This window comes from Cobetia sp. cqz5-12 (assembly GCF_016495405.1).
Taxonomy (GTDB): Bacteria; Pseudomonadota; Gammaproteobacteria; order Pseudomonadales; family Halomonadaceae; genus Cobetia.
The window spans coordinates 3,249,959-3,271,209 of sequence record NZ_CP044522.1 but is presented as its reverse complement, the minus strand read 5'-3'; the positions used below and the strand labels follow the sequence as shown (position 1 = coordinate 3,271,209).

20 protein-coding genes are annotated in these 21,251 nt (G+C 63.7%); 8 read left to right on the top strand and 12 right to left on the bottom strand.

All coding sequences use genetic code 11. The annotated features are described in order from the left end of the window. Positions 1 to 4: 4 nt before the first annotated feature. The 8 genes from F8A90_RS13700 (at position 5) to F8A90_RS17610 (ending at position 8,190) form a co-directional block, all read left to right on the top strand. On the top strand, positions 5 to 991 hold the full coding sequence (locus tag F8A90_RS13700; protein ID WP_233593337.1) for a cyclodeaminase: 987 nt from the start codon (positions 5 to 7) through the stop codon (positions 989 to 991). A gap of 134 nt (positions 992 to 1,125) precedes the next feature. Then, positions 1,126 to 1,986, top strand: coding sequence for an HAD family hydrolase (locus F8A90_RS13695; RefSeq protein ID WP_200017484.1), 861 nt, complete (start codon positions 1,126 to 1,128; stop codon positions 1,984 to 1,986). A 6-nt stretch (positions 1,987 to 1,992) separates the two neighbouring features. Beyond that, positions 1,993 to 3,018, top strand: a complete 1,026-nt coding sequence (locus F8A90_RS13690; protein WP_200017483.1) for a DMT family transporter — start codon at positions 1,993 to 1,995, stop codon at positions 3,016 to 3,018. Between the two features lie 264 nt (positions 3,019 to 3,282). Continuing rightward, positions 3,283 to 4,770 carry a SulP family inorganic anion transporter gene (locus tag F8A90_RS13685; protein WP_054555610.1) on the top strand — a complete coding sequence of 496 codons (1,488 nt, stop codon included), beginning with the start codon at positions 3,283 to 3,285 and terminating at the stop codon, positions 4,768 to 4,770. A 179-nt stretch (positions 4,771 to 4,949) separates the two neighbouring features. After that, positions 4,950 to 5,840 (top strand): universal stress protein, encoded by an 891-nt coding sequence (locus tag F8A90_RS13680; protein WP_200017482.1) that lies wholly within the window; start codon positions 4,950 to 4,952, stop codon positions 5,838 to 5,840. Between the two features lie 399 nt (positions 5,841 to 6,239). Beyond that, positions 6,240 to 6,596: a RidA family protein gene (locus tag F8A90_RS13675; protein WP_200017481.1), complete on the top strand. Its 357-nt coding sequence runs from the start codon at positions 6,240 to 6,242 to the stop codon at positions 6,594 to 6,596. Between the two features lie 193 nt (positions 6,597 to 6,789). Beyond that, positions 6,790 to 7,389 (top strand): hypothetical protein, encoded by a 600-nt coding sequence (locus F8A90_RS13670; RefSeq protein WP_200017480.1) that lies wholly within the window; start codon positions 6,790 to 6,792, stop codon positions 7,387 to 7,389. 51 nt (positions 7,390 to 7,440) lie between these two features. Beyond that, on the top strand, positions 7,441 to 8,190 hold the full coding sequence (locus F8A90_RS17610; RefSeq protein WP_233593336.1) for an abortive infection family protein: 750 nt from the start codon (positions 7,441 to 7,443) through the stop codon (positions 8,188 to 8,190). A gap of 12 nt (positions 8,191 to 8,202) precedes the next feature. Here the strand turns inward: F8A90_RS17610 and F8A90_RS17605 are convergent, their stop codons facing one another. From F8A90_RS17605 to F8A90_RS13605, 12 genes are all read right to left on the bottom strand, one after another. Continuing rightward, complete coding sequence (locus F8A90_RS17605) at positions 8,203 to 9,081, bottom strand: hypothetical protein (protein ID WP_233593335.1); 879 nt, start codon at positions 9,079 to 9,081, stop codon at positions 8,203 to 8,205. Positions 9,082 to 9,090: 9 nt separating this feature from the next. Then, positions 9,091 to 9,603: a heavy metal-binding domain-containing protein gene (locus F8A90_RS13655; protein WP_200017478.1), complete on the bottom strand. Its 513-nt coding sequence runs from the start codon at positions 9,601 to 9,603 to the stop codon at positions 9,091 to 9,093. 183 nt (positions 9,604 to 9,786) lie between these two features. Further along, positions 9,787 to 11,043 carry a beta-ketoacyl-ACP synthase gene (locus F8A90_RS13650; protein WP_200017477.1) on the bottom strand — a complete coding sequence of 419 codons (1,257 nt, stop codon included), beginning with the start codon at positions 11,041 to 11,043 and terminating at the stop codon, positions 9,787 to 9,789. Next, entirely contained in the window at positions 11,043 to 11,816 is a 774-nt protein-coding gene (gene fabG, locus F8A90_RS13645) for a 3-oxoacyl-ACP reductase FabG (RefSeq protein ID WP_200017476.1), read from the bottom strand. Before fabG ends, F8A90_RS13650 begins: the two co-directional genes overlap by 1 nt. Next, the gene (locus tag F8A90_RS13640; RefSeq protein ID WP_200017475.1) at positions 11,816 to 12,424 is read right to left on the bottom strand and encodes an ApeP family dehydratase; all 609 of its coding nucleotides are present in this window, start codon (positions 12,422 to 12,424) and stop codon (positions 11,816 to 11,818) included. Before F8A90_RS13640 ends, fabG begins: the two co-directional genes overlap by 1 nt. After that, entirely contained in the window at positions 12,418 to 13,755 is a 1,338-nt protein-coding gene (locus tag F8A90_RS13635; RefSeq protein WP_200017474.1) for a beta-ketoacyl-ACP synthase, read from the bottom strand. The genes F8A90_RS13640 and F8A90_RS13635 overlap by 7 nt, the downstream gene beginning before the upstream one ends. Next, entirely contained in the window at positions 13,748 to 14,476 is a 729-nt protein-coding gene (locus tag F8A90_RS13630; RefSeq protein ID WP_200017473.1) for a DUF3261 domain-containing protein, read from the bottom strand. The genes F8A90_RS13635 and F8A90_RS13630 overlap by 8 nt, the downstream gene beginning before the upstream one ends. A gap of 9 nt (positions 14,477 to 14,485) precedes the next feature. Then, entirely contained in the window at positions 14,486 to 15,877 is a 1,392-nt protein-coding gene (locus F8A90_RS13625) for an NAD(P)/FAD-dependent oxidoreductase (protein WP_200017472.1), read from the bottom strand. Positions 15,878 to 15,992: 115 nt separating this feature from the next. Beyond that, entirely contained in the window at positions 15,993 to 18,386 is a 2,394-nt protein-coding gene (locus F8A90_RS13620; RefSeq protein WP_200017471.1) for an MMPL family transporter, read from the bottom strand. Continuing rightward, positions 18,383 to 18,979 (bottom strand): LolA-related protein, encoded by a 597-nt coding sequence (locus tag F8A90_RS13615; protein ID WP_200017470.1) that lies wholly within the window; start codon positions 18,977 to 18,979, stop codon positions 18,383 to 18,385. The genes F8A90_RS13620 and F8A90_RS13615 overlap by 4 nt, the downstream gene beginning before the upstream one ends. Further along, positions 18,979 to 19,476, bottom strand: coding sequence for an acyl-CoA thioesterase (locus F8A90_RS13610; RefSeq protein ID WP_166018895.1), 498 nt, complete (start codon positions 19,474 to 19,476; stop codon positions 18,979 to 18,981). Before F8A90_RS13610 ends, F8A90_RS13615 begins: the two co-directional genes overlap by 1 nt. Before the next feature lie 62 nt (positions 19,477 to 19,538). Beyond that, positions 19,539 to 21,143, bottom strand: coding sequence for an HAL/PAL/TAL family ammonia-lyase (locus F8A90_RS13605; protein WP_200017469.1), 1,605 nt, complete (start codon positions 21,141 to 21,143; stop codon positions 19,539 to 19,541). Between the last annotated feature and the right edge of the window lie 108 nt (positions 21,144 to 21,251).

The window sequence follows — 21,251 nt, the reverse complement described above, 5'->3', positions numbered from 1 at the left end:
GCGCATGACACAACCGACTCAAGAAAGGATGCAGACGTATTCCCGTGAACAGATCGAGCAGGTCGTGGGGCTGGACACCACGGCACTGGGCACCATCCGCGATGCCTTCATCGCGCTGGGGCAAGGCAAGGTAGTGCAGCCGCCGATCCTGTCGATGGCCATCGAGGAGGCCAACGGCGAGGTGGACGTCAAGACCGCCCACATCCAGGGGCTCAAGCACTTCGCGATCAAGATCAGCCCCGGCTTCTTCAACAATCCCGCCCGCGGCCTGCCAAGCCTCAATGGCCTGATGGTGGTGTTCTCGGCCGAGACGGGGCTGGCCAAGGCCCTGCTGGATGACGGCGGCTATCTCACCGCCATTCGTACCGCGCTGGCCGGTGCCGTGGCCGCAGAGGCCCTGTCACGCCCCGACAGCAAGCGCGTCGCGCTGATCGGTGCCGGTGAGCAGGCGAGCCTGCAGCTGGAGGCGCTGCGGCTGGTACGCGACATCGAGAGTGTCGATGTCTGGGCACGCGACAAGGAGCGCGCCGAGCGTTTCGCGCGTGAGACGGAGCAGCGGCTGGGCCTCACCGTGCGCAGTCATGACAGCCTGCATGCGGTGTGTCAGAACGCCGATATCATCATCACCGCCACGCCGTCCCACACGCCGCTGCTGGAATACTCGATGCTGCCGGAAGGCGTGCATGTCACCGCGATGGGCTCGGACAGCCCAGAGAAGCGCGAGCTGGAAGCCGATGTGCTGACCGATTGCGACTACTTCGTGTGTGACAGCCGCGCCCAGTCGGAAATCAATGGCGAGCTCAAGGGGCTGGATGACGACCAGGCCAAGGCATGCGAGGTGTACGAGCTGGGCAAGCTGCTGGCCGATGGGCGTCGTCTGCGTGAGGGTGATGAGGCTGAAACCTCCATTACGGTGGCGGATCTTACCGGCACCGGCGTGCAGGACACCGCGATTGCCAGCCTGGCGCTGGCTCGACTCGCCCAGCGCTAGCGCCGCACGCAGCGACAGCGGGTCACGAAGGTGCGACGGACTTGCCCAGCGCGGCGGCGCATGCGAGGGTCACGCAGTAACGGCAGGAAGCCGTTGACTCCCTCGTCCACTCGGAGCCTGTCGTGACTCGAACCATGCCTTCACCCTCTGCTGCGCCGCGCGCCCTCAATGCTGCCCCCGGGGTAGAGGTCCGCCGCTCGCCGCTGGCGGACCTCTGTGCCGACTGCGATGCCGTGACGCTGCTGCCACCGCTATCCCCGCCGGGTGAGGGTTATCTGCGTCATTTCTGCCAGCTGGATTCCCCGCTGGCGGTGTTCGATCTCGACGATACCCTGCTCGATGGCGACTGCACCGGCATGTGGATGCGCTGGATGGCCGCCTGCGGCTGGATCGAGGATGTCGCGGCCTTCATGGCCATCGGCGAGCGCCACCAGAGCGAGTATCACGCCGGCACCCTGGATATCCACGAGCACACCGGCCATCTGCTCAGCCCGCTCATCGGGCGGCATCGCGATGAGGTGCGTCGCGAAGTCGATGATTTCGTGGAAGAAATGGTGATGCCGCGCCTATTGGAAGGCGGCATCGCGCGGCTGGCCGAACACGGCGAGGCGGGCCATCGCACCCTGATCATTTCCGCCTCCATGCATCACCTGGTCGGCCCCATCGCCAGTCGTCTGACCGCCGATGGCGCGCTGGCCACCCATCCTGCCTTCGATGATGAGGGCCGCTTCACCGGCGAGACCACCGGCATCGTCACCTTCCGCGAAGGCAAGCTGGCGGCGCTGGATGCCTGGCTGGAAGACGCCAGCCAGCTCAAGCGTGCGCCGCAGGCACTGTGGGGCTACTCCGACTCCCACAACGACCTGCCGCTGCTCGAGCGGGTCGATCATCCCCATGCCACCCAGCCGGATGCGCCGCTGCGCCAGTTCGCCGAAGCGCGTGGCTGGCCGGTGGTCGACTGGCGTCAGTCGCACCTGTCCATCGAATCCGACTGAGCGTGCATGAAACCGTCAAATGACTCCTACCTCGCGCGCGATCACAGCCCGGATGCCAGAGCCCTGCAGGCGCGTGGCGTCGCGCTGACGGCGCTGGGCGTGCTGCTGATCTCGCCGGATGCCCTGTTGATCCGGCTGGCGGATGTGGCGGATGGCCCGCTGGTGTTCTGGCGAGGGCTGCTGACGGCGATCGGTTTTGCGCTGATTCTGCTGGCAAGTCAGCGTGGCAACCTGGCGCAGCGTTTCACTGCCAGTCTGTCGCGCATGCGTGGCTGCGGACGCACGGGACTGTGGGTCGCGTTGCTGTTCACCGGCTCCACGCTGGGCTTCGTGCTCGCCAATCAATACACCCGCGCCGGCAATGTCTTGATCATCCTGGCGGCGGGGCCGCTGTTTGCCGCCGTGATGTCGCGTCTCTGGTTGGGCGAGCGTCAGCCAGCGCATGTCTGGGGGGCAATCCTTGTCTCCCTGGCAGGCGTCACGCTGCTGGTGATGGATGATGCTGGCAGCGGTAGCCTGATCGGCAATCTGCTGGCGTTGGTGTGCAGTCTGTCCATGGCGGCCAATTTCACATTGTGTCGTACGCGTCCTGCCCTCGACATGAGCCCGATGCTGACGCTGTCTGGATTGCTCACCGGGCTATGCGGCCTGCTGGCCTGTGCATGGCTTTCGGCCAATGGTGCCGAGAGCGTGCCCAGCCAGCTATGGCCATCCGAGTCGCCGGACTTCGCCCTGCGTGCTGTCTGGCTGACTCTGCTGTGCCTGGTGCTTTCGCCGCTGGGCTTCACGCTGATCCAGCGTGGCCCGCTGTATCTGCCGTCCGCCGAGGTGGCGCTGCTGATGCTGCTGGAAAGCGTGTTCGGCATCCTGTGGGTGTGGTGGGTACTGGAGGAACCGCTGACCCTGCGCGGCTGGGTGGGCGGTGCCATGGTGCTGGGTGCGATGCTGATCAAGAGTCTGATCGACCGCCGCCTGCGTCACATGCCGGCCACGCGTACGCCTTCTGCGGATGCGTCTGCGGGCGGCAGCTGATACAATCCCGCCCATCCCCGAGTTTATTCACTGTCAAATGACAGCCCTCTGGACGCCTCACGGCGACCGGAGCGAATAGCTCATGGCGCGAAGAAAGCCATAGGGCGACCGGAAACGACGACGACTTCACGACGCGAGCCAGGCGCGAGCGGCACTGCCCCTGACGGCAGTGATGAAGAGTGCCACAACCGGACGTCAGACTGACTCGACAGCGCCAGGATTCAGCACGCACACCACCTTCCCCAACCTGTTGCGGACGACTCGATGACAAGCAGCCTCAAACAGCAGTGGCTCTCCAACCTCCGGCCCGACATCCTGTCCGGCCTGGTGGTGGCGTTGGCCCTGATCCCCGAAGCCATCGCCTTCTCCATCATTGCCGGTGTCGACCCCAAGGTCGGCCTGTATGCCTCCTTCTCCATCGCCGTGGTGACCGCCATCGCCGGTGGCCGTCCGGGCATGATCTCCGCCGCCACCGGTGCCATGGCACTGCTGATGGTCGACCTGGTCAAGGACCACGGCCTGGAATACCTGCTGGCCGCCACCGTGCTGACCGGCGTGATCCAGATCATCTTCGGCTACTTCAAGCTTGGCTCGCTGATGCGCTTCGTGTCGCGCTCGGTGGTCACCGGCTTCGTCAATGCGCTGGCGATCCTGATCTTCATGGCCCAGCTGCCGGAGCTGACCAACGTCACCTGGCACGTCTACGCCATGACGGCGGCCGGTCTCGGCATCATCTACCTGCTGCCGCTGGTGCCGAAGGTCGGCAAGCTGCTGCCGTCGCCGCTGGTCTGCATCATCGTGCTGACCATCTTCGCCATGGTCGTCGGTCTGGATATCCGCACCGTCGGCGACATGGGCGAGCTGCCCGACAGCCTGCCGGTGTTCCTGATTCCGGACATCCCCTTCAATCTGGAAACCCTGTGGATCATCCTGCCGTACTCGCTGCCGCTGGCGGTCGTGGGCCTGCTGGAATCCCTGATGACGGCCACGCTGGTCGATGACCTGACCGACACGCCGTCCGACAAGAACCGTGAGTGCAAGGGCCAGGGCGCAGCCAACGTCGTCACCGGCTTCCTCGGCGGCATGGCGGGTTGCGCGATGATCGGCCAGACGATGATCAACGTGAAGTCCGGTGGTCGTACACGTCTCTCCACCATGGTGGCGGGTGTCGTGCTGCTGATTCTGGTCGTGTTCCTCGGCCCGTGGGTCTCGCAGATTCCGATGGCCGCACTGGTCGCGGTGATGATCATGGTCTCCATCGGCACCTTCTCCTGGCAGTCGATCCGTGATCTCAAGACTCACCCGATGTCCACCAACATCGTCATGCTGGGCACCGTGGCCGTCGTGGTCGCGACCCACAACCTGGCGATCGGCGTGCTGGTCGGCGTGCTGCTCTCGGCGCTGTTCTTCGCCAACAAGATCGGTCAGGTGCTGCATATCGGCAGCGACATGAATGCCGATGGCCGTACCCGCGAATACCGCGTGGTCGGTCAGGTGTTCTTCGCCTCCAGCGAACAGTTCCAGGCCGGTTTTGACCTCAAGGAGACCGTCGAGCGTGTCGTCATCGACGTCAGCCGTGCGCACTTCTGGGACATCACCGCCATCGGCGCGCTGGACACCGTGGTGGTCAAGTTCCGCCGCGAGGGTACCGAGGTCGAGGTGCGTGGCCTCAACGAAGCCAGCGCCACGCTGGTGGATCGCTTCGCGGTGCATGACAAGCCGGACGCGGTCGAGAAGCTGATGGGTCATTGATCGCGTTGGCGCCGCCCGCCTGATCATGGCCGGTGGCGACAGCAGCGTGATTGATGCGTATAGACGGCGGGCAGTCCTTCATGGGCTGCCCGCCGTTTGCGTTGGTGGGGTCGGAAAGTGGTAATCTCGAAACAGGCGCCTGAAGCGCCACCTTGATCGTCAGCATAAGGAAGCACGCCATGAGCCAATCCTCTGCCAGTGCCCTGACAGGCCATGACAAGGTCACCGCCTGCATTGACGGCTCCGCCTTTGCCGTCTCCGTGTGTGATGCCGCCGTATGGGCAAGCCAACGTCTCTCGGCGCCGCTGAGCTTCCTGCATGTGATCGACCGCCAGGAAGGGGTGGGCGAGACCAACAGTGATCTCTCCGGCAGCATCGGGCTCGGCGCGCGCGAGCATCTGCTGGAAGAGCTCGCTACCCTGGATGAGCAACGCGGGCGCATCGCCCAGGAGCAGGGCCGCCTGATGCTGGAGGCCGCCTACGAGCGCGCCGTGCGGGCGGGCATCGCGGAGCCGCGCCCACGCCAGCGCAATGGCGAGCTGGTCGAGACACTCGCGGAGCTTGAGGACGAGATCCGCCTGCTGGTGATCGGCAAGCGCGGTGAAGGGGCGGAGCAGGCCAGCGAGCACCTGGGCAGCAATCTGGAGCGCGTGATTCGCAGCCTGCATCGTCCCGTGCTGGTGGTGCCGGGTGAGTTCGCTGTGCCGACGCGGGTGCTGATCGCCTTCGATTGCAGCACCACCATCAAGCGCGCCGTCGAGGTGTTGGCGGCAAGCCCGCTGCTGCAAGGCGCTGAGCTGCATCTGGTGATGGTCGGCGCGGAAACTGTGGAACATCAGGCCCCGCTGGACGCCGCGCGCGACACCCTCACCGCGGCAGGTTTCAGCGTGCAGGCCAGCTTCAAAGCGGGGGAGGTGGAAGCCTGTCTGCGCGAATATGCCAAGGAGCACGCCATCGACATGCTGGTGATGGGCGCCTACGGCCATTCGCGCATTCGCCAGTTGCTGGTCGGCAGCACCACCACCGAGATGATTCGCAACGCCACGGTGCCGCTGCTGATTCTGCGCTGAGCCGTCTTTGAGCCGCTTTTGTGGCTCTCTTGGCATCGGCTGATAAGCGAGCCATTCCATCATTGCCGTGACGCCGCGCTTCCGAAATCTCTCGGGCGCGGCGTCTTGCTGTCTGGCGGGCATCATTGTGCTAGCACCGGCCTAACGGCGGCCGGGTATATCGAGGGTCGTAAGTGCACGCACGTCTACACGCATTCCCTGCATCAGTGGCAGCACGCGTGAAACCACAGGTTCCTCTGATACAGGGCAATATTCCCCGCAGGTCGCGTTGCGCCGCTCGCGCGAATCTGGAACGCTGATGGACTGACTTCACCCTGCTTCGACAGCGGTCTTTTCTGCATCAGCGCCGCTGGCGGCATTTTTCCACTCCCCAAGAAGAACAGCACAAGGACACTCTCGATGAACATCCAACGCCATGACACCAAGCCGCGCATGAGCCGCGCCGTGATCCACAACAACACCATCTACCTGTGTGGTCAGGTCGCCGGGCCGGAACAACGCTTCAGTGATATCACCGATCAAGCCAACAGCATGCTCGCGCGTGTCGATGCGCTGCTGGAAGAAGTCGGCACCGACCGCGAGCACCTGCTCTCCGCCACCGTCTATCTCAAGACAATGGACGACTTCAAGACCTTCAACGACATCTGGGACACCTGGGTGCCACAAGGTCACGCCCCCGCCCGTGCCTGCGTACAAGCCGCCATGGCCAGCCCGGAACTGCTGTGTGAAATTACCGTGGTCGCTGCGGTCAAGTAATTAGCAGTATGATTTTTCTAATCCCGCCAGAGATTTCTCTGGCGGGTTACTTTAATTAAATCGAAGATTTCCTATGTGTATAAAAGGCATCAAGTATATTGTCTTGTTTTTTAATTTTTTATTTAATAGATGTAGAGTTTTTTTTCGGAAATGTGCTGGTTCACATCAGTATGATTTAGGTATAATTCAACCAGTGCTTGTTTTTTCCTCTCTTGCTTTTTTGTTAGGTGTTGTATCATCACTTTTAGAGGTTTATAGTTTCGATCCTAGTAGTTATCTTGTTTTCATACAAGAGTTTATAGCAACTGGGCCAGCCTTCTTGATTTCTTGCATATGCTTAAGTGTTGCTTTTTTATGTGAGTTTTTTAACTTTACATTACCTCGCTTTCTCTCTGCAATCATTCGGGCATATCTCAATGTTGGTATCGAAGTAGGTATTCTATCCTCACTGACCACTTTTTTTCTTGGTTTAGGGGCGCTCGTCTCTTTTTATATCTTCGGCTCTCATGAGCAGATCCTGATCAGTGTAGAGTTAATCGAATATGGAACTTGGTTTATGCTTGTATGGTTGCCATTTATATTTGCAAGGAAGGTCTATCTTGGATGTAAAGACAAGGCGATGTATTATTTTCCAGTTGTTAATTTGTTCGTTTGCGTGTTAATTTTAATCTACACGGATTTGTTTGGCTTTAACAAATATTTTCTAACTGCTTTAGGCCTTGTTACAATGATGTATTTTTTGTTCAAGCTAAAAGAAGGTTATGCCGAATATTTTAGTGTGCAGTATAAATAAACGTTATTAATTTTACTTAGCCATAATCTAATTCGAGGTTGTATAAATATAATGGATGAATTAAATTCAGCATACGAAAAAGGCCAATACTTGCAAAATCTCTTGTTAATGCATGCTACCGGTGGAGATGGTAATGATCAGCATTATAAAATCCTACGTGATGAACTAGTCAGAAATGAAAATTTGAAAGAATTTATACCTAGTTGGCTCAGAGTTAACAGAGATTTGAGCCAGTTTTGGATGTTTATAAAGAATCGCTTTAAAACTTATCAAGAACGTAGATCTTTTTTAACCGATGAACTAGCTCCACTACTTAGCTATCTTGAGTCTGGAGATCTTCATCCTGCAAGAAAAAGTATTGATGATATTTTGAAAGCTTTTGATGTAGATTCAATACACTATGCTTGGACTAAAGCTCTATCTCGTAAGATCAATGATCCAGAGGGAGCGATAACGATTTCACGGAGTATGTTGGAGAGCACTTGTAAGCATATTCTTGATCGTAAAGGTATAGAATATAATAGTCTATCTGTTGAGCTCCCAGAGCTGTATAAGAAAACTGCTAAGGCTTTGAACTTAGCTTCAGAGCAACATAGTGAATTAATTTATAAGCAAATTTTGGGTGGGTGCTCGGGGATCGTGTCAGGCTTAGGTAGTCTTCGTAATAAGCTTGGGGATGCTCACGGCCAAGGAAAAAATCCTGTAAAACCTCAGGCAAGGCATGCAGAACTTGCGGTAAATCTTGCTGGAGCCATGTCATTGTTTTTAATATCGACTTATAATAATAGTTGTGATCGCTAGCTTTTTATACTGCTAGCCTAACAGTTTTATAGTGGCCTCATATATTACCCATTCCCGATAAAAGCAATCTAAACGTTCTGTCTCGCTGCGGTGTGATGCTTCAGCGAGGCGTTCGCGTGCGTCTGTAGGCAGCATGGCGATACGGGCGTCGAGGTCGTGGATGTGGTGGGGGTTGCGGTATTCGAGGTCCAGCCCGAGCGGGGCGGTGGCGAGGCCGACGAGGACATGGCCGTGGCGGTGGGCGATGGAGACGTAGAAGCCCGCCGGTAGCGCAGGGTGATGGGGTGCCTGGCCACGCGGCGACCAGTCGGCCAGCGCAAGCTGGATGCCTTGAGCAGCGGCGAGTTCACCGAGCAGAAGGCGGGCGAGGTGCGATTCGGCTTCACGTTGCTGGCGACGGCGGACTTTGGCAGATGACACGGAAGTGTCCGCGTTATCCACATCCGCATGTCGAGCGCGCAGCGAGCGACGGCGAGAAGCCTCAGCCGAGGAGTTGATAGAGGGGGCAGCCGAATCAGCACAGGAGGCTGGCAGCACACACGCCTCGGCCAGCCACAGGCGGGCTGGCCGAGAGGAAGATGCAGAGCAGGGATTCGGCAAGGCGCAGGCATCGCCGCCAGTCGCAGATACCAAGGCGGCGGCGAGGGCGTGGGGATCATGCGAGATCAGCGGCTCGGCACTCAGCGGCTCAAGACTTGGCGAACCTGTGCTCAGTGAATCAGTGTTCAGCGAGCCCGTGCTCGGAGAAGCGGAGCCATCCGCTGCAGCATATCCCAGCACCACGCAGCGATAGGCAGGGTGATCGGTCGGGCGCATCGCAGGCTCGCCTGCCGAGTTATCCTCAACCGGCTCGCCTGCCTCACGCACATTCTTGCCTTCCCTGGCCGTCATGATGGCGAATCAGTTCTTCGGATGCAGGATCACCAGGTCCCCACGCAACGCGACGCCCGCGACGATATTGCCTGCATGGCACTCGTACTTCTCGCTGCTGGAATAGGGCACCTTGTCATAGTCGCTGCGAATGTTGATGACCGCATTGGCCCCGTATTCGCGCGCCTTCTCCTGCAGCTCACGCAGCGCCGACAGGAACACCCAGCGACAGGCTTCCGCATCGCTCTTGTTGGTCGCGTTGGTCTTCGGGTTCACCCGTGCCCAGCCGCGCTTCTCGATGCGCTCGTAGGGCTGCTTGTCACCGAAGAAGAAGGCCACGTCCTTGCCCAGTCGCTGACTGGCCGCAGTGCTGGCCATCACCGGCATGATCGGCAGGAAGTGCTGCGTGTCCCGCGCCTCTGCCGGCGCGGAGGCCAGCAGGCTGGCAGTGCCGATCACCAGGGCGGTGCCCATTGCCATGCCTCGTGCAGAGCGAGTGGCACGCAACACCCAAGAGAATGACTGAGCAACGGATGACGCCATGTGAAACCTCTCCTTACCGTGTGATTGACTGGCTCGATGCCAACGAATATCGCCGTCAGACAGCCAAAGGCGTGAGCCAATCACACCATAGACCATGCAGCGGGCGCGTATCTTGCGCCAGAACTGACCCGCTGCAAAGTCGTCTGGTAGCGACAGTCGTGCGCTAGCTCGCTCGCAGTGGAGTCACTCCTGCCAGCGACGCAGAATCAGCGAGGTATTGATGCCACCGAAGGCGAAGTTGTTGCTCATCACGGTGTCCGTCTCGATCTCGCGGCCTGCGCCGGTGAGGTAGTCGAGCTGCGCGCAGCGCGGGTCGAGACTGGTGAGATTGGCGGTGCCGTGGAACCAGCCCTCACGCATCATCTCGATGGCGATCCAGGCCTCCAGCGCGCCACAGGCACCCAGGGTATGGCCGGTGAAACTCTTGAAGGCGCTGATCGGCGTGGAATCGCCGAACACGGCATGGGTGGCGTGGCTCTCGGCGATATCGCCGCGCTCGGTGGCGGTGCCATGGGCGCTGACATAGCCGATCTCTGAGGCCTCGACACCGGCATCCTCCAGCGCCATGCGCATCGCGGCTTCCATCATGTTGGCGTCCGGCCGGGTGACATGGCGGCCATCGGAGTTGGTGCCGAAGCCGAGAATCTCGGCATGGATGGTCGCGCCGCGCGCCAGGGCGTGTTCCAGCTCTTCCAGAATCAGCGTACCGGCGCCTTCGCCGATCACCAGGCCATCACGTTCGGCATCGAAGGGCCGCGGTGACAGGTCCGGGCGCTCATTGCAGGTGCTGGTGGCGAACAGGGTATCGAACACGGCGGCGTCGGCGGCGGACAGCTCCTCGCAGCCACCGGCGACCATCGCGGTCTGGCGGCCGAAGCGGATCGCCTCATAGGCGTAACCGATGCCCTGACTGCCCGAGGTGCAGGCGCTGGAGGTGGTGTGAATCCGTCCCTTGATGCCGAGGAAGACGCCGATATTGACCGGCGCGGTGTGCGCCATCATGCGGATATAGGAATTGGCGCTGAGCCCGTCGGTGGAGTGGTTGATCAGCATGTTGCCGAAATCGGCCACCGCATCCGGCTCCCCGGCGGAGGCGCCGTAGGCGATGCCCATCTGGCCGCTCTCCTTGAGCGGGCTGTCACTCAGTCCCGCGGCTTCCAGCGCCAGCTCGCTGGAGCGGGTCGCCAGCTGCGCCACACGCCCCATGCTGCGCAGCGCGCGGCGGTTGTAGTGTTTCGGCAGTTCGAAATCGTTGACCGGCGCGCCGAGACGGGTGTTGAGGCCGTCGTACTTGTCCCAGTCCTCGATATAGCGGATGCCGGTGCGCCCGGCGGCCAGGTTGGCGCGCAGGGTCGGCCAGTCATTGCCGATGGGCGAGAAGCCATGCATGCCGGTGACCACGACACGTCTGCCGCGCAACGCGTGAGAGGAAGCTGTCATCAGAACATGCCCCCGTTCACCGCGATGGTCTGGCGGGTGATGTAGCCGGCGTCCTTCGAGCACAGGAAGGCCACGGTGGCGGCGACTTCCTCGGCTTCCCCCGCGCGGCGCATGGGAATCATCTTCAGCGCCTCTTCCATCTCGACGCCTTCGGTCATCTCGGTGGCGATGACGCCCGGTGCGACGGCATTGACGGTGATGCGGCGCTTGGCCAGCTCCACCGCCAGCGCCTTGACCGCGCCGATCAGCCCCGCCTTGGCGGCGGAATAGTTGACCTGTCCCCGATTGCCCATCATGCCCGACACCGACGACATCACGATGATGCGCCCCGGCTTGCGGCGGCGCACCAGCGGCATGGAAAGCGGCTTGATGACGTTGTAGAAGCCATCGAGATTGGTGCGGATCACGCTGTCCCAGTCTTCATCGGTGAGCGCCGGGAAGGCGTTGTCGGCATGGATACCGGCATTGCAGACCACTCCGTAGTAGCAGCCATGTGTCTCGATATCGGCTTCCAGCGCGCTGCGCGCGGCCTCGCGATCGGCGACATCGAAGCTCAGGATGCGCGATTCACCGCCCAGGGCGCTGATCTCACGCGCGACCTCCTCGGCAGCGTCACGGCGCGAGCGACAATGCAGCACCAGGTTGTAGCCTTCGCGGGCCAGACGCAGCGCGATGGCGCGGCCGATACCCCGGCTGGAGCCGGTGACCAGAATCCACTCGCGTGTCTCATGGGCGGCGGTGGCAGTTTCAGTAGTGGGGGATGTGACAGACATCAGACATTACCTTGCGATGAGGCACCGGCAGCATCCTGCTGTCCGGGTGAGGATTCTTGAGCGGGGGCTTGTGTAGACGCCGCGGAGGGCAGCGCCTCGGGCGCGGGTTCGAAGACATTGACGCCGGCACGGGCGACAGTGGTGCCGTGCTCGTCGCTGATGGTGGCCTCGAAGGCGCCCAGACCGTTGTCGGCGCGATAGTCGAGCTGAACATGAATCTGCCAGCGACAGTCGCAGGAAAAGGCGGCGACTTCGCTCTCATAGCGGCGACTGCCGAGCAGAAAGCCGACCCGTGGCGGCTGACCGCTGCGCGCGGCCTGAATACCCGACCAGGCAGCGATGGCCTGCGCCATCCATTCAAGCCCGACCCAGGCGGGAATTACGGACTGGCCGTCGGCATTCTGCTCGGCGAACAGGTTGTCTGGCGTCGGGGTGATGTCGGCGCTCAGCGAGTGCTCGTCACAACGCAGGACGCTATCCAGCAGGCACATGCCGGCATCATGGGGCACATAGGGGGCGATGGCGCAGGGCATGGCGGGATAGCACGCCTCGCCAGCAGGTGTGTCAGGGGCAGTCGTTGAGTCGGGGTCGGTGCTCGGGGTCAGCATGCAGAGGACTCCGGGTCGGGGGTGTGGCGCTCCAGCACCAGCGAGATATTGTTGCCGCCGAAGGCGAAGGCATTGCTCATCACTCTGAGCGGCGGGGTCTCGGGGCGGTCACGATAGACGATGTTGAGCGCGGGCAGTGTCGGGTCCAGCGCTTCACGCGGCGTGGCATGCGGCGGCAGACGGCCATGTTCCAGCGCCAGCCAGCAGAAGGCGGCTTCCAGTGCCCCGCAGGCGCCCAGCGTGTGGCCGGTGAGGGCCTTGGTCGAGCTGACGGCGGGCAGGCGGAGCTGATCGATATCAGAATCGGCACCGGCATCAGAACCGCTGTCAGGATCGACAGCGGCACCGAACAGGCGGCTGATGGCGAGGCTTTCCATCGCATCATTGAGTGGCGTGGCAGTGCCGTGCAGGTTGATGTAGTCGATCTCGCCGGGGGCGCGACCGGCACTGGCGAGCGCGCCGCGCATGGCGGCCTCGGCGCCGCTGCCATCGGGGCAGGGCGCGGAAATATGATGGGCATCGCTGGATTCACCGACGCCGGTCAGCTGTACGCCGCCACGCTCCGGCGTGACCACGAACAGCACCGCGGCCTCGCCCAGATTGATGCCATCGCGTTCGGCCCCCAGCGGCAGGCTCTCCTTGCGGCTGACGGCCTCCAGGCTCATGAAACCCTTCACCGTCATGTGGCACAGGCTGTCGGCACCACCGGCGATCACCGCATCGCACTGGCCGGAGGCCAGCAGACGCCGTGCACTGGCCAGCGCCTTGGCGCTGGAGGTGCAGGCGGTGGACAGGGTATAGACCGGCCCGCGCGCGCCACTCAACCAGGCCACGCACTCGGCGGGTGCGCCCAGTTCCTGACGGCGGTATTCAAAGTTCTCCGGCCAGCTGTCGGCGCTCGGCGTGCCCTGAGCGACGGCGGCGCGCTGGGCGTCCATCGCGGCTTCCGTTTCCCCGATGCCGGAGGTGCTGGTACCGAGCACCACACCGATGCGCTCCGGCGCGATGCCCTGGCGCTTGAGAGCCTCAAGCTCCGGTGCCAGCTGCTCAAGCGCGGTGGCCAGCAGCCGATTGTTGCGTGAGCGCAGCGGGGCCGGCCAGTCACTGTCATCCACCAGCCGCGCGGTGACGCGTCCCAGTGACAGCGGCGTGCCGGGGCTGAAGTCATCGCTGACACGCAGGCCACGGCTGGCGCTGAACAGCGCACTGCTGATCAGGCCGTGGTCTGCGCCCAGCGGACAGACGATGCCGGGGCGTGACAGGCGGCAGGCGTTGCCAGTGTCGCGGCCCTTCGTGGTAGCAGTGGCCACGGTTGCAACAGATTCAGTCATGCGCGGGAGCTTCCGGTGAGTCGTCAGGGGCGTTCTGTGTGCTGGGCGCTGCCAGCGGTTCCAGCGTCAGCTGCATGTCGGCCGCCGGGTCGCGCAGTGTCACGCGGCCGCTGGCATCGCGGGTCAGCTCGGCGATGGTCACATCGTCTTGCAGGATGATGCGCTGCGCGGGCTGACGAGGTTGCTGCCAGTCGCCGCGTTGTACCAGCTGCCAGCCTGTGTTCGCAAAGGCGGTATCGATCGCGGCCTGCGGCCAGTGCACCCAGGCGATACGCCGTGCCAGCCAGTCGGCGGTGAAGGGCAGCTTCTCGAGCACTTCCGGGCGTGCCTTCTCGAAACGGCTGCCGTCGGCGTCATGTACCAGCGTCAGCAGGCGTTGGCCCTGCACGCTGAGCATGACCAGCCGCATGGCCTCGGGCGATTGGTGCAGTACGCCGATGAGAGGCGGCAGGTTGCGCTCCTGCGCACTCTCGTCAGCATCAACAGCACGCTGCGCGCCGCCTTCACTCTCTATACGCGCCACACGCAGAATCAGACGTTGGGTACTGGTCTTCTCGAGACTCGCAAGCGTCGGCATCGGGCTGGCAGCCTGTAGCGGCTGCGGGGCGAGCAGGCTGCAGCCGCTCAACAGCAGACCGGCGGCCACGGCAAGGCTGGCCAGCCTGAGGCGGCTGCGCAGTCCTGTGGAATCAGCGTGAGAGACGAAAGGCATGTTGTTCATGAGGCTACTTTACCTGTTCTCGCCGACGCTTGCTGTGCGACCGAAGGCGCTCAGGCCAGCGACCGGGTCGCTTTCCTGCACCCTGTCAGGCGTGATTGCCTGCTCGGGCGCGGTCAGTCTGGCAAGGGCCGTCAGACGGCGGCGACTGGCGCTGACGAAGGGGTTGGCCGTGTCCCAGGCGTAGCCGGCGAGCACCGAGCTGATCATCTGGCGAATGCGATCCGGCGAGCTCGGGTGATAGATGATGTCGGTCAGGCGGCTGTCATACCAGGCGGTGACGAACTCGCGGAAGACCTCGATACCCCGCCGCAATGGCTGCTCGTATTCGCTGTCCCAGTCGGGGCGCTGCTCATCGCGGGTCGCGGTAAGCTCACGCTCGACCAGCGGTGCGGCACGCAGCGCCGATTCCAGCGCGATGGTCACGCCGGAGGAGAACACCGGGTCCAGAAACTCGCCGGCATTGCCGAGCAGCGCATAGCCCGGGCCATGCAGGCGGCTGACATCGGCGCTGTAACCGCCCAGCGACTGCACGGCATTGGCGGGCGTGGCATCACGCAGCAGCTCCGCCAGGCGCGGTTCTTCCATCACCCACTGCCACAGGCGTGTCTGCGCATCGTCTTCGGCGGCAGGCTCGATCAGCTCGCGCGGGCCGACCACGCCCAGCGAGGCGCGGCCATTGGCGAAGGGAATCAGCCAGTACCAGACATCGGAATGCACCGGGTGCGAGGCGATCAGGATATTGTCGCGGCGATAGCCCTCGGCGGGCGGCGTGAGGCCGGCGATGCCATCGTGGACATGACCGAACAGCGCCATGCGCGGCTCCAGGCGCGGGTCACGCTCAAGCGATTCGAGCCGCGCCAGCACGCGGCCATAGCCGCTGGCATCCAGCACGAAGGCGGCCTTGAGCTCGCGGCCATCTTCCAGCGTGAGGCAAGGCCCCTGGGCATGGCCGGTGGTGTCGCTCTGGGCGGCGCGATCAGGAGTGAAGCCCGTGACCGTGACGCCGAATTCGACCTCGGCACCTGCCGCCCGCGCGCCCTCGATCAGACGCTGATCAAAGTCGGCGCGCTCCACCTGCCAGGTGGTGCCGGGGCCGTCGCTGAACTTGTCGCGGAAGTCGATGACGCGATGCTCACCGCGGCGGGTGAAGGCCGCACCGGTCTTGCGCTGATAGCCTCCGGCAGCGGCGGCCTCCAGCAGGCCGCAGGCCTCCAGATGCTGCATGCAACGTGGCAGCAGGCTCTCGCCGATGGAGAAGCGCGGGAAGTGACTTCGCTCCAGTACGCGCACCGCATGGCCCGCGCGCGCCAGCCACGCTGCCGCCGCCGCACCGGCAGGCCCGGCGCCGATGATGATGACTTCCTTGCGTGGTGGGTTGTTGCTGCGATCTGCCGATTCCATGGCCTCGTCCCCTGTTGTTGTCGATATCGATATCGTTGTCGTTATGTGTTGATGCTGCGCTGCGTTCCCTGCGGCTTGCTTGCCTCTCGCTTTTGCCTCTCGCTTCAGACCCGCCTCAACTGCGTGCGAAGGGTACCAGGCACCAGGTGGCGCTCAGCCCCAGCAGGCAAGCCAATCCCAGTGCCGCCAGCGCCGGCGTCTGACTGAAGCTCAACAATCCAAAGGCTAGCAGGCTGGAGGCACACGACAGCGAAATCGCCAGCAGGCTGGCCTGCGATGCCCGGCTGGTGTTGGCCTCTGCTTTGCCTTTTTCGGCTTTTTCCTTCGCGCTGAGCGCGGGATTACCTTTCTCTGCGCTGCGCGCCGGATGCTCGGCACAGAAGATGCCCGCATCCAGGCCAATCCCCAGAACCAGCAACAGGCCCAGCAGATGGAACAGGTTGAGGCCGACGCCTGCCAGCGTCAGGGCCGCCAGTGTCAGTACCAGGCCTCCCAGCGGCGGCAGCAGGGCGCGCCAGGTGCTGCGGCGATAGCGCAGCGCCAGCAGCAGACTGATCAAGACCACCGCGCCGCCGACCAGCCAGGCCATCTCGCTGCGAATTCTGCCCAGCGTCGTCGAGAGCCTGGCGACCTGATCGACATACTCGAGGCTGTCGTCATCTGCGGCGAGGCGTGCAAGCGCTGCGCTGCCCTCGGCCGTGACATCGCCGAAGCGCACGATGCCGATGGCGGCGGTGCGGGAGTCGAGCCACAGTCGCTGGCCCATCTCACCGGCGGGCAGCGCGACCCAATCGGCCGGGCACAGCGGGTGGGCGTCAGCGATGGCCTGCTCGGCGCGCTTGACCAGTTCGGGCGGCAGGCCTGCGGTGCGCAGCACCTGGGGCAGCAGGGTGCGGGTACGTTCACGCATGGTGCCGAGGTTGGCCTGCTGCTGTTCAAGCGTCGGCAGTTGCTGAGCGAGGCTCGCCCAATGGCCCAGCTGCTGTTGGGCATTCAGCTGCTGAAAGGTGCCTTCCAGCGCATGCAGGCGCGAGAGCAGGGCGGCGTCATTCTCGGCCTGCACGATCAGGTAGCGCAGGCCGTCCGGTTCGGCGAGCAGGCGCTGGACCTCGCGTTGCTCGTTGATCAGCGACGCAGGCGAGGGGTTGAGCTGAGTAAGGCGGTCATCGCTGCGCAGTCCGTAGAGGCTGGCCAGCGCGGCCACCAGCAGCAGACCCAGCGCCTGCCAGCTGCGCCTGCCGGGAATGGCGCGCGCCAGACAGCCTGCGGCGCGGGCGGCGGGGGAGTCCTCGCGGGTGGCCTGTGCCGGCAGTGGCAGTTGCGGCAGCCACAGGCGCACGCTCAGCCAGGCACCGATCAAGCCGAGCGCCGCGAACATGCCCATCTGGCGCAGGCCGGGCATCGGCGTCAGGGTGATGGCCAGATAGGCGGCGAGGCTGGAGCACAGCCCCAGCGTCAGGCCCGGCCATAACGCAGTGAGTCCGCCACGGCCCTTCGTCGCCAGTCGGCGCATGCACTCCAGATGCAGTACGTAATCGATCGAGATGCCGATCAGGCTGGCGCCGAAGGCCAGCGTCAGCACATGCAGGCTGCCGAAGGCCCACCAGGTCAGCGGCAGCGCGAACAGCACCCCCGTGGCTACCGGCACCAGCAGCAACGGCAGCCGCCGTGGGGTGCGGAACACCGCCCACAGCAACAGCAGCACGCCGATCAGCGAGCCGAGCCCGATGGTCGACATTTCCTGTCTGGCCTGTTTGGCACCTGAGCTTGCATGGAAGACCAGCCCGGAACGCAGCAGCTGAATGTCGGGATAGTCGGCTTTCACGCCATTCACGGCCTGCTCCAGCGCCTGCTGATCACCCATCGCGTAGGCGCTGCCGGTGAGGGTGGCGCTGATCAGGCGGTAACCGTTGCCGGGTTGGTCAGCGCTTGACGTCGGCGCGCGCAGCAACAGCTGGCCACCGGACAGCGACAGGTTGGCGGGTGTCAGCCAGCTCTGCCAGGCGCCGGCGAGACCGAAGGGGTCGCGGATCAGGTCGCGCTGGCCGCCGGGCTGGAACAGCTGTCTGAGGGCGCGCGCCTGCCACTCATCGTCACTCAGGCCTGCAAGCGACGGGGCGATCAGCGCCGGCTGGACCTCTGCCGGCAGGCGCAGGCTTTCGAGGCTCTTGCCGTCATCCAGTCTCGCGATGGGCGCGAGCGCCTGACGCAGCGCCTGGGCGGCAGCGTCACGCTGCTTGCGTGCGGCGGCGCTGGCATCGTCTGCGCCGACCAGAATCACCAGTCGGTTGGCGGTGTCATCCAGCGATTCGGCGCGCGCCGCCAGCGGGCTGCGTTCCTGCTCTGGCAGCATGGCGGTGATGCGGGTATCGATCGCCCCACGCCATGGGCTCTGCGGGATGATCTTCGCGGCCAGCAGCAGCGCGCACAGCAGCAGGGCGGCGGCCCACAGCCAGCGCCAGACGGCGCGATCCAGCCCATTGCGTGACTCACGGCTGGGTGATGTCATCGTTCGCAGTGACCGCCGGCGGTGAGGGTCAACTCGAGACGGTCGCCGTCGCCGCTGGCGAGGTTCACGTGTTCCAGCCAGCTGCCACCGTCGATCTCGAGGTGCTCGATGGCCTCGGCGAGGCGAGCATCGTTGGGCGTCAGGCTGGCCTGCCAGTCCTCCGGCGTACCCGTCAACGTCAGGGAGAAGTGCTCCTCCAGCGCCTGCCAGTCGCCGTGGAAGAAGCTGATCAGCAGCTCCGCCATCGCCTGCTGGTCGGCCGGCAGCGGTTCGCCATTCGGGCCTTGGCTGGCATCGGGACGCATCTCGAGACGGTCTTCAATCGGCGAAGTGGTTTCCCACACCAGGCCTTCGGGTGCGTTAGGGTCGCCGATCAGGCGGAAATGACCCCGGCTCTCGAGCTCTGCGCCGACATCCTCGAGCCAGCGCGTCTGCTGAAAATCACCGCAGACCGGGGCGGTGCGCGCCAGCTGTTGTGTCAGGGCACGGGCGTCGAATCTGGCGTCTGAGTCGCTGGCCCAAGAAGCGTTGGTCCAGGAGACACTCGCAGTCAGCAACAGGGCAGTGGCGGCAATGGCAAGGCGTGACGTCATCACGGCGTTCCTCGGGTGTCGGAAGGGGAGTCAGGTGAATCGCTTGCGTGTGTCAGCGCTTGTTCGGCTTGCCACTTCGCCAGCCGCTCGCTGAGCGCAGGCGGTGAGGCCAGCAGCATCTCGCCATCCTCCAACCCGACGGCGACCTGCACGCTGTAGCCACGGGTCAGGCGCTTGCCGCTCTCGACATCGCGGATCACGTAGTCGAGCTTGAGGCGGTTCTCCCACTCGCGCAGCCGTGCGGTGACGGCAATGCGCTGACCGAAGCGTGCCGGGCCGGCATAGCGCAGGCGCAGGTCGATCACCGGCCAGGCGTAGCCGGAATCGCGCATCTGCGGGTAGTTGTAGTCGAGCATGTCGAGCAGCTTGCAGCGGGCGATCTCGAGATAGCGCACGTAATGGCCGTGCCAGGCGACTTCCATCATGTCGACGTCGTGGAAGGGCACTTCCATCTCTACCGTGGCGGTCGGCATCGGCGTGTCTGTGGGCTGATTCATGGCTTGTCTCTCGTTCAATGCTGCCTCGCTCAAGGCTTTTTCCTCGCTCAAGGCTGTTTCGCTCATGCGTGGGCCTCGCCGGCGCTCAGGGTCCAATGACGTTCACGGATGCGCGCGCACAGCAGGCGCAGGTCGGCTTCCAGAGCGCGGTCTTCCTCGAGGGGCGCGATGTCTTCACGCAGCTCACGGGTGAAGGCGGCCAGTCTGGGCGGCGTGGCGGCTTGACCCGTGAGGTCGGCGCGCTGCTCGCTGCCCTGCACGGCGGCATGCAGGGTGGCGGCGGCGACCTGCTCCACCAGTGTCAGCACGCGCAGCGCATCCCGCGCGGCGATGGTGCCCATGCTGACCTTGTCCTGATTGTGGCACTCGGTAGAGCGCGAGAAGACGCTGGCGGGCATGGTCAGCTTGAGGGCTTCCGCCGTCCAGGCCGAGGCGCCGATCTGCACCGCCTTGTAGCCGTGATTGAGCGGCGCGCGTTCAGGCGTGGCACCGCTGAGGTTGCTGGGCAGGCCACGGTTGTACCGGCTGTCGACCAGCAGGGCCAGCTGGCGGTCGAGCAGGTCGGCCAGGTTGGCGACCGCCGTCTTAAGGCTGTCCATCACCATCGCCACATGACCGCCGTAGAAGTGGCCGCCGTGGAGAATCTTGCCCGCCTCGACATCGATCAGCGGATTGTCGTTGGCGCTGTTGAGCTCGGTCTCGAGAAAGCTGCGCCACCAGTTCAGGCTGTCCTCGACCACGCCGATGACATGCGGCGCACAACGCGTCGAGTAGCGGTCCTGCAGGCGCGGCGAGTTGATCGGCGTGGCGTCGACTTCCGGCGCCGCCGGGTGGGCCAGATCATCGCGCAGCCACTGCGCCACGCGGGCCTGACCGGGGTGCGGCTTGGCAGCGAACAGGTCGGCATCGAAGTGGTAGGGGTTGCCTTCCAGCGCCTGCACGCTGAGGGCGGTGATGCGCGCGCTCAGGCGGCTGAGGTAGGTGGTGCGGCCGTAGGCCAGCGCGGCGAGGGCCGTCATCACGGCGGTGCCGTTCATCAGTGCCAGGCCTTCCTTGGGGCGCAGCACATAGGGCGTCAGGCCGTGCTCGGCGAAGACCTCTGCCGTCGGGCGTAGCGCATGGGGCTGATCAGCACTGGGGCGCACCCAGACTTCCCGCTCGCCACACAGCACGGCGGCCACATAGGACAGCGGGGTGAGGTCACCGCTGGCGCCCACCGAGCCTTCCTCGGGAATGCGCGGCAGGATGTCGTGATTGAGCAGCCATACGAGGCGCTCCAGCAGCGCCATGCTGACCCCGGAGACGCCACGGCACAGCGAGACAAGGCGCACCATCACCACCGCGCGACTGCTGACCACATCCAGATTTGCGCCCATGCCACAGCCGTGGAAGGTATAGAGGTGGCGCGGCAGGGCTTCGAGGTCATCGGCCCCCTGCACGGCACGCGTCACGGAATCGCCGTAACCGGTGGTGACGCCGTAGACCACGCCTTCCTCTTTCAGCAGGCGTTCCAGCAGGGCCGGGCCGGCCTCGATACGGGCGCGGAAGGCGGCATCCGGGGTCAGGCGCACCTCACGGCGGCCTTCGGCGACATCGATCAACTGCTCGAGGGTGATATCACTGCCGTCGAGCATCAGGGCGGAGGAAGAGGTGGCGGGCTGTGACATGACGAGGTACCTGGCGAAGAGATAAGCGTGAAAATGCGCTGAACTTGAAGGCCGAACAAGGTGAAGGCAGCAGAGCCGGGCGCGAAGCATCGTTGTCGCAGGCCCGGC